The sequence below is a fragment of the uncultured Formosa sp. genome, from assembly GCF_947500765.1.
Lineage (GTDB): Bacteria > Bacteroidota > Bacteroidia > Flavobacteriales > Flavobacteriaceae > Formosa.
Genome location: NZ_CANMTH010000002.1, coordinates 224988 through 237252, shown reverse-complemented (window position 1 = coordinate 237252; position 12265 = coordinate 224988). Strand labels below are relative to the sequence as shown.

At 34.5% G+C, this 12265-nt stretch carries 7 protein-coding genes; 6 read left to right on the top strand and 1 reads right to left on the bottom strand.

Annotated elements, in window-relative coordinates; genetic code table 11:
- Positions 1-7: 7 nt before the first annotated feature.
- The gene (locus Q1B05_RS04110; RefSeq protein WP_299777869.1) at positions 8-1048 is read right to left on the bottom strand and encodes a LacI family DNA-binding transcriptional regulator; all 1041 of its coding nucleotides are present in this window, start codon (positions 1046-1048) and stop codon (positions 8-10) included.
- A 231-nt stretch (positions 1049-1279) separates the two neighbouring features.
- Between Q1B05_RS04110 and Q1B05_RS04105 the strand changes: the two genes are divergently transcribed.
- The 6 genes from Q1B05_RS04105 to Q1B05_RS04080 all read left to right on the top strand — a co-directional run bounded on the left by Q1B05_RS04105 (position 1280) and on the right by Q1B05_RS04080 (position 12255).
- Positions 1280-4192, top strand: a complete 2913-nt coding sequence (locus Q1B05_RS04105) for a TonB-dependent receptor (RefSeq protein WP_299777866.1) — start codon at positions 1280-1282, stop codon at positions 4190-4192.
- Between the two features lie 12 nt (positions 4193-4204).
- A complete protein-coding gene (locus Q1B05_RS04100) occupies positions 4205-5818 on the top strand; it encodes a RagB/SusD family nutrient uptake outer membrane protein (protein ID WP_299777864.1) in 1614 nt (537 codons plus the stop codon).
- Positions 5819-5835: 17 nt separating this feature from the next.
- Positions 5836-7149: a SusE domain-containing protein gene (locus Q1B05_RS04095; protein WP_299777862.1), complete on the top strand. Its 1314-nt coding sequence runs from the start codon at positions 5836-5838 to the stop codon at positions 7147-7149.
- A gap of 60 nt (positions 7150-7209) precedes the next feature.
- Positions 7210-10068 (top strand): alpha-amylase family glycosyl hydrolase, encoded by a 2859-nt coding sequence (locus Q1B05_RS04090; protein ID WP_299777860.1) that lies wholly within the window; start codon positions 7210-7212, stop codon positions 10066-10068.
- A 151-nt stretch (positions 10069-10219) separates the two neighbouring features.
- Entirely contained in the window at positions 10220-11230 is a 1011-nt protein-coding gene (locus Q1B05_RS04085) for a dipeptide epimerase (RefSeq protein ID WP_299777858.1), read from the top strand.
- 5 nt (positions 11231-11235) lie between these two features.
- Complete coding sequence (locus tag Q1B05_RS04080) at positions 11236-12255, top strand: aminotransferase class I/II-fold pyridoxal phosphate-dependent enzyme (RefSeq protein ID WP_299777856.1); 1020 nt, start codon at positions 11236-11238, stop codon at positions 12253-12255.
- Positions 12256-12265 lie beyond the last annotated feature (10 nt).

Sequence of the window (12265 nt, the reverse complement as noted above, 5' to 3'; positions counted from 1 at the left end):
TTAAATTTTATTTGGTAGACTCCCTCTCTATCAATTCGGTTTCAATAACCACTGTCTTAACTTGCTCGTCTTCAACCTCACTCTCTAATTTTTCAATTAATAATTCGGCTGCTACAGCTCCTATTTTTTTTCCGTGCTGACTTACTGTAGTTAAACTTGGCATAGCGTGACGCGATAATACACCGTCTGTAAAACCAATAACCTGAAGTTCTTCTGGAATTTGTTTTCCTAATTTCCTAGCAACTTTCATAGCTGTTATTGCGTACAATTCATTTACTGCAAAAACACCATCTATGTTTGGATTCTTTAAAAATAAATCCATAATCTCTTTCTCTAAAACATCTATATAATCTTCGGAAACCAATTTATCATCTACCTTTAAAATTAAATCCGATTGGCTTTCAATATCATATTCATTTAGAGCTTCAATATAACCTTGAGTACGCAGTCTTCCTACACTAACATAGTCTTTAGTAGTTATTATAGCTATATTTTTACACTTATTCTCTATTAGCTTTATTACTGCTTTTTTAGAGCCTCTTAAATCGTCTACTATAACTTTATCACAAGCAATTTCGTTTACAATTCTATCGAACATCACGATTGGCATTCCTTGACTTATAGTCTCATTAAAATGATGATAATCTTGTTGCATTAATGTTTCTTTAGATATAGATAAGATGAAACCATCTATACTTCCGTTAGCCAACATTTCCATGTTAATAACCTCCTTATCAAAAGACTCATTAGATAATCCTATAATAACATTATACCCTTTTTTATTAGCAACCTCTTCAATACCTTGGATAACTTTCGAGAAAAAGTGATGCACAATCTCTGGAATTAAAATACCTATAGTTTTAGTTTTTCTGTTTTTTAAACTTAATGCAATATTGTTTGGTCTGTAATGATAAAGTTTAGCGAAAGCCTTCACCTTATCGCGTGTATCTTCACTAATTTCTTTACTGTTTCGCAAAGCTTTAGATACTGTTGCGATAGATACATCTAGTTCTCTAGCAATCTGTTTTAAGGTTACTTTCTTTTTCATAAATAAGAATTTGTACTTGTAAAGGTATTACAATCCTATCAATTTTCAATAATTCACAGAATTAAGACCAATAAGCCCTTAATTCTAAAAAAGTTACTAACACGAAAACGTTTACGTTAAGGATATCGCAAAATTAGAATTCGAGTTAACATAAAATTTACATAATTTTAATCTCGAGAAGTAAAAGTACGAACAAACAAACTAAATCAGATTTAATTTAATTCATGTTATATGAAAACAATTTTTAACAGTGTATTACTGGCATTGTTTTTTGCACCATCTTTATTATTGGCGCAAGAAACCGTAACAGGAACCGTATCCGAAAACAGTTCAAATTTACCCATACCTGGCGTAAATATTATTGTTAGAGGAACAACTACTGGGACAGCAACAGATTTTGACGGAAACTACTCCCTCTCTGTAAACGAAGGGGATGTTTTAGAATTTACTTTTATTGGTTACAAATCACAGGATGTAACCTTTACTGGACAAACAACATTAAATATTAAACTTGAAGAAGACGCCGCAGTCTTAGACGAGGTTGTTGTTATTGGATATGGTAGTGTTAAGAAAGAAGACTTAACTGGAGCCGTAGATATGATAAACTCAGACGATTTTAACGAAGGGCCAGTTATATCTGCACAACAATTAATTAGCGGTAAAGTTGCCGGTGTATCTGTAACTTCTAGTGGTGGTGCTCCTGGAGAAGGACAAAACATTATTATTAGAGGACAAGGATCTTTATCATTAGAAAGCACCCCGCTTTATGTAATTGATGGATTTCCTATTGATAACGGAAGTGTTGGCGGATCTAGAAACCCATTAAACTTTATTAATCCTAACGATATTGAAAGTATGGTTGTATTAAAAGATGCGTCTGCAACTGCAATCTACGGATCGCGTGCTGCTAACGGTGTTATTTTAATTACAACTAAAAAAGGAAAAGATAGCGGCTTTAAATTTAACATAAGTAGTTCTGCAACAGTAGGGACTCCTATTAATAAAGTAGATGTTATGTCTGCAGACCAATTTAGAACGCTTATTACAGAAACTGGAACCGCAGAAAATATTGCTTTATTAGGCTCTGAAAACACAAATTGGCAAGATCAAATTTATGGTAATGCTTACGGAGCAGATCACTCATTTAGCGCTATAGGAAATGCATTTGGCGTACCTGTTAGAGCATCTATTGGATACTCTGATCAAGATGGTATTCTAAAAAATGATAATCTTACAAGAACCACTGCGGCCTTAAACGTGAAACCTAGTTTATTAGACGATCACTTAAGATTTGACTTAAATGCTCGCGGAATGTATACTGAAAACACTTTCGCAAATCAAGACGCAATCGGTTCTTCAATCGATTTCGATCCTACACAACCTATTTATGATGCAGATTCAAAATATGGTGGATATTTTTCTTGGATTGATCCAAACACAGGAAACAAACCAAGTTTAGCTCCTACAAATCCAGTTGCATTATTGGACTTGGTAGACGACACATCTGAAGTACGCCGTTTGGTAGCAAATGCTAAGGTAGATTATAACCTACACTTTTTTGAAGATTTAACCGCTACTGTTAATATAGGTATAGATCAACAAAACAGTCATGGTCGAAAAGTAACATCTGATTTAATTCCTACTCCAGACGAAACTTGGAACGGATCACGTACTAGTTATACTCAAGAAGCTACAAATAAATTATTTGATGCTTATTTAACTTACGAAAAAGAATTCAATGATAATAACGATTTTACCGCAGTAGCAGGTTACTCTTATCAATCTTTTGAATACAATAATTTTAATTATGATAGTGAGGATGAAGAAGATGGTGTAGACTACGAATTTATAGATAAATCTAAAAACGTATTACTATCGTATTTTGGTCGTGTTAATTACACTCTAAATGGAAAATACCTGCTTACAGCAAGTTTAAGAGCAGATGCTTCTTCTAAATTAAATCCAGACGATCGTTGGGGATATTTCCCTTCTGCTGCTTTAGCTTGGAACATTAATAAGGAAGACTTTTTACAAGACACTGCTTTTAACGAACTAAAATTAAGATTAGGTTACGGAGAAGTTGGTAACGTAAATGGTTTAGGCGATTACAAATTTATTACAAGTTATACGGGTAGTCAATCTACAGCAAACTATCAATTTGGAAATACGTTTTATCAAACCTACAGACCAGAAGCTATAAACGAAGATTTACGTTGGGAAGTTGCACAAACACTTAACATTGGTATAGACTACGCTTTATTTTCTCGAAGAATATCAGGATCAATTAATTTATACTCTAAGAAAACGAAAGACTTAATTAGCGATTCTTTTGTAGATCCTTTTACAAATTTCGGAAATCAAATCGAAGCCAATATTGGTGACATGGAAAATAAAGGAGTCGAATTTAACTTAAATGTAATTCCTGTTAGAAACGATAATTTTGAGTGGAGCATTGGTTACAACATTGCTTTTAACGACAATGAAATTACAAACCTTCCTGACCAACAATTTGTTGGAGGCATTAGCGGAGGTACAGGAAATACTGTACAAACTCACGTAGAAGGAGAAGCACCTTATAGTTTTTTAGTTTACGAGCAAGTTTATGATAGTACAGGAAAACCTATTGAAGGTGCCTATGTAGATCGAAACGGAGATAACATTATTAACGAAGACGATAAATACATAGATCACGATCCGTATGCAGATATAACCATGGGATTAAACACTAATTTAAGTTATAAAAAATGGGACTTTTCTGTAATAACAAGAGCTAACCTAGGCAACTACATTTACAACAATGTTGCTTCAAGAGCAGGAACTTTAAATAGAGCAACAGAAAACGGTATATTAACAAACTTACATACAGATTATTACGATACCGGATTTCAATCTTTAACAGATAATGGATTGTTAAGCGACCATTATGTTCAAGATGCATCATTCTTTAAAGTAGATAACATTACGCTTGGTTACACACTAACTGAAGCTATTAAAAACACAACATTCCGTTTTTACGGATCTGTTCAAAACGTTTTAACTGTAACAGATTACGATGGTTTAGATCCAGAAGTGTATGGTGGAATTGACAACAATTTCTACCCAAGACCAAGAACCTATGTTTTAGGTGTAAATATTGATTTTTAAAAAAAAGAATTCATGAAAAATATAATAAATAAATTCACAGTTGGTTTCGCTTTAGCGTTGTCTATAGTGTCTTGTCATGACGATTTAGACCAAACCCCTATCGATCCAGATAGCTTTACAGAAGAAGATGTATTTGCTAACATAGATGAAGCTAAAGGTGCTTTAGCTAAACTATATGCAAGTTTAGCATTAACCGGACAAGAAGGCCCTGCAGGTGATGCCGATATTTCTGGTATTGATGAAGGGTTCTCGCAATACACACGTATGCTTTTTAATTTAAACGAACTTACAACAGATAATGCTGTTGTTGGTTGGGGAGACCCAGGGCTACCAGATTTACACAACTTAAGTTGGTCTTCTGGTAACGATTTCTCTGAAGCCATGTATTACAGATTAGGTCAAGAAGTGTCTTTTTGCAACTCTTTTATTGCTAATGCAACATCATTATCAGGTACCGAAGCACAAACATATATAGCCGAAGCGCGTTTTTTAAGAGCATATGCATACTATAACTTAATAGATTTATATGCAAATGTGCCTTTAACTACAGTGGTGTCTACAGAACTGCCTTTACAAAGTGATAGAACTGAGTTATTCAGTTTTGTTGAAACAGAATTATTAGAAATTCAAGATCTATTAGCAGATAGTAACGAATATGGCCGTGTAGATAAAGTTGCAGCTTGGGCATTATTATCTCGTTTATATTTAAATGCTGAAACTTGGATAGGTGAAGACAGATATGCAGATTGTATTACATATTCTAACGAAGTAATTAATTCTTCATATTCAATAAACACCAACGATGTTAATGGAAATGGATCTGCTTACGATGAATTATTCTTAGCAGACAACAATACCAATGGTGCTCAAAACGAGTTCATTTTTACAGCTAATTTTGACGGTGTACAATCTACAACTTACGGTGGTACTACATTCTTAATTCACGCTGCAATTGGCGGCAGCATGGATCCTCTTGCTTATGGTGTTAACGGAGGTTGGTCTGGTCTTAGAACCACAAAAGCATTAGTTAATAAATTTGCGAGTTCTATTACTGTAAAAGACAGCGATGGTTACCCTACAGCTTGGGCAGATCACCGTGCTATGTTTTACACAGACGGACAAGAATACGAGATTACAACAATATCTAACACATTTACTGATGGTTATGCTGTAACTAAATTTTCAAATGTTAATAGTGATGGTAGCCAAGCTAACGATACCTCAGGAGAATTTGCAGATACAGATATTCCTTTAATTAGATTAGCAGAAATTTACTTAAACTATGCTGAAGCTGCTCTTCGTGGTGGTGGTGGTGATTTAAACACGGCAGTAAACTTAGTGAACCAATTAAGAACTCGTGCTTATGGTAATGACTCTGGAAACATCTCTATATCTGACTTATCTTTAAGCTTCATCTTAAACGAACGTTCAAGAGAGTTATACTGGGAAGGTCTACGTAGAACAGATTTAGTTCGTTTTAACCAATTCACAACAGATACTTATGTGTGGCCGTTTAAAGGAGGTTCTAACGATGGTAACGGAGTAGATTCTTATAGAAAAATATTCCCTTTACCTACTAACGTTATTTCTATTAATCCAAACTTGGAACAAAATTCAGGATACTAATATAAAAACATTATAATATGAAAAATATAGTTTCAAAATTATTAAGTATAATGTTAGTAACTCTGGCATTTTACAGCTGTACTACAGACGACACCGATACGGTGTTAAACGACACAGCGACAACAGCACTTACAACATCTACATCAGATATTGTACTACTAAAAGAGAATGAAGGCAACACTGCTTTAAGTTTAAATTGGACAGAGCCTGATTACGGATACAATGCCATACCAACATACATGGTTTACTTTGGCATCTCTGGAAATAACTTCCAAAATGCAGTAAAAAAAGATGTTGGAAGCGATTTAGAATACAGCCTTTTAACTGAAGAATTAAATACTATTTTACAAACTTTAGAAATTGAATCTGGTACAGAAACTGTAATAGATGTTAAAGTAGAAAGCATAGTGGGAACTTACACGATTGCAGCAACCTCTAACATTAGTAACATTACGGTTACTGGTTACGCAGACACACTAGATTTATCTTCTGTATGGGGACTTGTTGGTAGTGCTACAGAAAATGGTTGGGACGGTCCAGATATGCCATTCTATTCTACTAGCGAAGCCGATATTTTTAACGCTTATGTAACATTAACAGATGGTGAAATAAAAATAAGACAAGACAACAGTTGGGATTTAAATTATGGTGATACGGGAGCAGATGGTACTTTAGAAGAAGGTGGTGATAATATTGTTGTTACCGCAGGAACTTACAAAGTAACCTTTAATGCAGGCACCTTAACATATAAAATTGAAGCCTATACTTGGGGACTTGTCGGAGACGCTACACCTAATGGTTGGGATGGTCCAGATACACCGTTAACATACGATTCTACATCAGACCAATGGCGTGCCGTTGTAACGTTAACCAGTGGTGAAATGAAATTCAGAAAAAATAACGACTGGAGTTTTAATTATGGAGACACTGGTGCAGATGGAAGTTTAGATGATGGAGGAGATAATATTGCTGTAACAGCAGGAAACTATCTGGTGACTTTAAACCTAAACGACTTAACGTATTCCCTTGAATCTATTGGGAACCTTTGGGGACTTGTAGGTGATGCTACTCCTAATGGATGGGACGGACCAGATACCGTTATGAATATGGACTACACTACTGATGGTGTATGGTATTTAAATAACGTTACACTTACAGATGGTGAAATGAAATTTAGAGCCAATAACGATTGGGGAATTAATTACGGAGACACTGGCGCAGATGGTATTTTAGATGATGGCGGAGATAACATCGCTATTACAGCAGGCACTTACGATGTTGTTTTAGATTTATCAGATACATCTAATCCAACGTATACGTTAACTAAATAGCAATTAAATACGGGCTGTGACATTAACATCACAGCCCGTATTGTTTTTAATCCATTTATTATGAAAAAAACTTTACTCGCTTTTTTACTTTTAATTGTTACTAGCTTTAATTACGCACAAGTAACTACAAGCCCTACTGCGTTTAACGCGTCAGAAACGGTAACCATTACCGTAGATATTTTAAGTTCAGATACAAATTGTAACACCCTAAGTAGTCCTTCTAAAGTTTATATGCATTCCGGAATCGGGGATAGTTCTGATCCTTGGGGATACAAAGTTATCGGGAATTGGGGCACAGATGATGGTGTTGGAGAAATGACCAATAATAACGACGGTACTTGGAGCATTACCATAACACCTAAAACATATTACGGCTTAACCGATGCACAAGCAAGTTCTGCAACAAAAATAGGTATGGTTTTTAGAAATGCATCCGGAAATCAAGAATTAAAAGCAACTGGCTGTTCGGATATTTTTATTAATGTCGGAACATTTCAAGTTACCCTAAATTCTCCTGAAGAAAACAGTACAACTATTCTAACTACTGGAGAAAACTTAACGGTATCTGCATCAAATACTGCTGGAGATGCAAATTACACACTTACAGTAAACGGAAGTGTATTAGACACTAAAATAGGTACCAGTACCTATACTTACACCCAAACAAATATTACATCTAATCAAGATTATGAGCTAACCGTTACTCAAGGTTCTAATACAACAACCAAAACATTTTCAGTATTAGTAAATCCCGGAACGTTATCTCAAACCATGCCTGACGGACTAGAAAACGGAATTAACTACGATTCTAGCGATGCTACAAAAGCTACTTTGGTTTTAGACGCACCTTTAAAAGACTTTGTATATGTCGCAGGAAGCTTCAATAACTGGTCACCTACTTCGGATTATGCCATGAAACAAGATCCTACTTCAGGAAAGTTTTGGTTAGAACTAAATGGTTTGACATCTCAAAATATAGAAACGTATCAATATTGGGTTGTAGACGAATCACCTATAGCAAACTCACCTGCTATGGTAAAAACGGCCGATCCGTTTTCTACGTTAGTATTATCACCTTTCGATGATCCTGAAATTTCTTCAGACACCTATCCAAATTTACCAGATTATCCTACAGGTCAGGAGCGTGAAGTTACGGTATTACAAACTGGTATGTCTGCATACAATTGGCAAGTCACTAATTTTGAAAAACCTAAAAAAGAAGACTTAGTGATTTACGAAGTCTTAATTCGTGATTTCGATGAAGACAGAAATATTCAAGATTTAATTGATAGAATAGATTACTTCAAAAATCTAAACATTAATGCCATTCAATTAATGCCAATTATGGAATTTGAAGGTAATGAAAGCTGGGGTTACAATACGTCCTTTCATATGGCTTTAGATAAATTTTATGGAACAGAAAACAAAGTCAAAGAATTTATCGATTTATGTCATGAAAACGGAATTGCAGTCATTTTAGATGTTGCTTTAAATCATGCTTATGGCAGAAACCCAATGGTTCGCATGTGGATGGAAGATCCCGATGGCGATGGTTGGGGAGACCCAAGTAGTGAAAACCCCTATTTTAATGAAGAAGCCACGCATAGCTACAGTGTGGGATCAGATTTTAACCATCAACAAGCACGCACACAATATTATGTAGAACGTGTGGTTGAGCATTGGATTACTGATTTTAATATTGATGGATTCCGATGGGATTTAACCAAAGGGTTTACTCAAAACTGTACTTCGGGAGACGAAAGTTGCACTAACAGTTACCAACAAGATCGTGTAGATATTTTAAAACAATATGCCGACTATTCTTGGGATTTAGATGAAACACAATACGTTATTTTTGAACATCTAGGTCAAGATAATGAGGAACAGGAATGGGCAAACTATAAAATTGATGAAGGTAAAGGTGTAATGATGTGGGGAAAAATGACAGATCCATACAATCAATTAACTATGGGATATGCTTCAGATTCTAATATTGAAAGAATGGGAAGTGATGCACATGGCTTCACAGGAAAACGTTTAGTTGGTTATGCAGAAAGTCATGATGAAGAACGTTTAATGTATAAAAATCTTCAATACGGTGCATCTTCAGGAACCTACAATGTAAAAGATTTAAATACTTCTTTACAACGTATGGAAGCCTTGGGTGCAATTACCTTAACCATTCCTGGCCCAAAAATGATTTGGCATTTTAGCGACTTAGGTATGGATAATTCTATTTACACGTGTACAGATGGTTCGGTATCTTCAGACGATTCTTGTAAACTAAGCACAAAACCTCAACCACAATGGTCTGAAAATTGGTTAGGAAACGAAAATAGAACAGCAGTTTACAATACGTGGTCTAGATTAAATGAACTTAAAATTAATGAAGCGGTTTTTGAAGGCGATTACACCATTACTTCTGGAGATTTAACACCTAGAATTCGTATTTGGAATTCAGATTTAGCAGCTTCAGATTTAAATGAAGTTATAATTATTTCTAATTTTGATACCACAATACAAACCGTAAACCCTGACTTTCCTAGCAATGGTACATGGTACGATTTAATGGACGAAACAGGAAACACTTCAATTTCGGCAACCAATGCAATCACTTTAGATCCTGGAACCTTTAAGATTTACGGAAATAATGTACCACAAAATTTAAGTGTAGACGATATAGTTCTTTCAGATACTTTTACAATCTATCCAAATCCGACAAGAGATAGTTTTAAAATTAATATTTCCGCTACAGAATTAAATATTTTCGATATTACAGGAAAACGCGTTAAACAGTTTAAAGGCAACTATAGTACTTCAGATACATTTAATATGTCTCAACTAAAACCTGGATTATACCTAGTTAAAATAATCAATTCAGAAGGACAACAAAACACATCAAAACTTGTAAAAATTTAATATTCATTTTCTTTATAAGTATGAACGCCTAACCAATATATGGTTAGGCGTTTTTTTTATTATTAAAAGCCTGTATTAGCTTAAAATAAATGAAGATTAGAAAGCTTAAAACGGATAATTCCGTATTTTTGAGTAACAACACAATTAGTATATGAAACTTATTTTAAAAGACTACATTCTTGAATTGAAACACACCTTTACAATTTCAAGAGAATCTATAGATGTACAACCCAGTTTAATTGTCGTTTTAGAAGACGATGGTTTTTCAGGTTATGGAGAGGCCACCTCAAACCCGTATTATAATATTACAGTACCTATCATGATGGCCGAATTATCTAAAGTAAAAAGTATTATTGAGGCTACTGTAAACGAAACTCCTGAAGTATTCTGGGCTAAAATGTACCCACTTTTAAAACACAATATGTTTGCACTTTGCGCTTTAGATCTTGCTTACAACGATTTATATGCACGAAAACAACACAAAAAACTTTACGAACTTTGGGGTTACGATATATCTCACAATCCAATAACAGATTACACCATAGGTATAGATACTGTTGAAAAGATGGTAGAGAAAATGAAAGAATTGCCTTGGCCTATTTACAAAATTAAATTAGGTACAAATGAAGATATTAAAATTGTTACCGAACTTAGAAAACACACAGATGCCATATTTAGAATAGATGCCAATTGTGGTTGGGGCGTAGACGAAGCTCTAAAAAATGCAATTGCACTTAAGGAATTAGGTGTCGAGTTTTTAGAACAACCTTTAAAAGCAGACAACTGGAATGGACATAAAAAATTATTCCAAGACTCTGTATTACCAATAGTTGCCGATGAAAGCTGCCAAGTGAGTGAAGATATTGCGAAATGCCATAATCATTTTCATGGTGTAAATGTTAAGCTGGTAAAATGTGGCGGATTAACATCCGCACGAAAAATGCTTATAGAAGCGAGACAACTAGGTATGAAAACCATGGTAGGTTGCATGACGGAATCTTCTGTTGGAATTTCTGCCGTAGCACAGCTTTTGCCATTATTGGATTATGTAGATATGGATGGTGCAATGTTACTCGCTAAAGATATTGCTACAGGAATAACCATTGAAAATGGCGTAACAACTTATAGTGATTTAAACGGAACTGGTGTCTCTTTACTATAATTAGTATGGACGTAATTAAAGCACCCAACGATAAAATATCCTTAATAGATAAAAGTGTTTCCTATTTTGGAGGCACTTCTTATTTAGGGCTAGCTACACTTCCTGAGTTTCAGGATGAGGTAATTAAAGGCATTAGAAAATGGGGAACGGCTTATGGTAGTTCTAGACATGCAAATGTAAAACTGAGTGTTTTTAAAGAGGCTGAAAAATTATTAGCATCCCAACTAAACACAGAAGTCTGTGTTACTGTATCTTCCGGAATGTTAGCAGGTAAATTAGTTTTAGAATATTTAGCACAATCGTCCACACGTTTTTACCATTACCCGAATACACATCCTGCAATTTTAGCACCTAATAGTTTACCTTTATATATTGAAAACTCTTTACCCCCTTCATTACTAACCAATAGTAATGAAGACATTGTTATTTGTGCAGATGCAGTCCCTACAGCAACTGTTAATACTATAGATTTCAGCTTCCTTGAAACCATACCGAAAGAAAAAAAAGTAACCTTACTTGTAGATGAATCCCATAGTATTGGAATTACAGGAGAAGCTGGAATGGGAATTTTTAGTAGTATACCGACAAAACATATTAAGAAAAAAATTCTAGTAAGCTCTTTAGGAAAAGCCATGGGATTACCTGGGGGAATTATCGCAGGAAATTCTTCTTTTATAGAAGATATAAAAGCAACAATCATGTTTTCTACCGCTTCAGGAATGAGTCCGGCATATTTAGAAGCTTATCTGCAGTCTGCAGACATTTACAAAGCACAACAAAACAAACTTAGAACTAATTTAGACTATTTCTTTGAAGGCTTACAGCTAGATAATACTTTTCTATTCAACACAAAATATCCAAATATTTATAATTTCAATCCAGAGTTTTACGAATCATTATTAAAAAAAGACATTGCCATAACTCATTTTAATTATCCAACGCCTAAAGATGTTTTAAGCCGGATTGTGCTTTCAGCAAATCATACAACAGCAGATATAGATCTACTTAAAAAAGCCATCATATAAATACATGAAA

Excerpts from the sequence above, each read along its gene's own strand:
- Q1B05_RS04090 (WP_299777860.1), top strand. The coding sequence starts at position 7,210 with ATGAAAAAAACTTTACTCGCTTTTTTACTTTTAATTGTTACTAGCTTT.
- Q1B05_RS04105 (WP_299777866.1), top strand. The coding sequence starts at position 1,280 with ATGAAAACAATTTTTAACAGTGTATTACTGGCATTGTTTTTTGCACCA.
- Q1B05_RS04110 (WP_299777869.1), bottom strand. The coding sequence starts at position 1,048 with ATGAAAAAGAAAGTAACCTTAAAACAGATTGCTAGAGAACTAGATGTA.
- Q1B05_RS04080 (WP_299777856.1), top strand. The coding sequence starts at position 11,236 with ATGGACGTAATTAAAGCACCCAACGATAAAATATCCTTAATAGATAAA.
- Q1B05_RS04100 (WP_299777864.1), top strand. The coding sequence starts at position 4,205 with ATGAAAAATATAATAAATAAATTCACAGTTGGTTTCGCTTTAGCGTTG.
- Q1B05_RS04095 (WP_299777862.1), top strand. The coding sequence starts at position 5,836 with ATGAAAAATATAGTTTCAAAATTATTAAGTATAATGTTAGTAACTCTG.
- Q1B05_RS04085 (WP_299777858.1), top strand. The coding sequence starts at position 10,220 with ATGAAACTTATTTTAAAAGACTACATTCTTGAATTGAAACACACCTTT.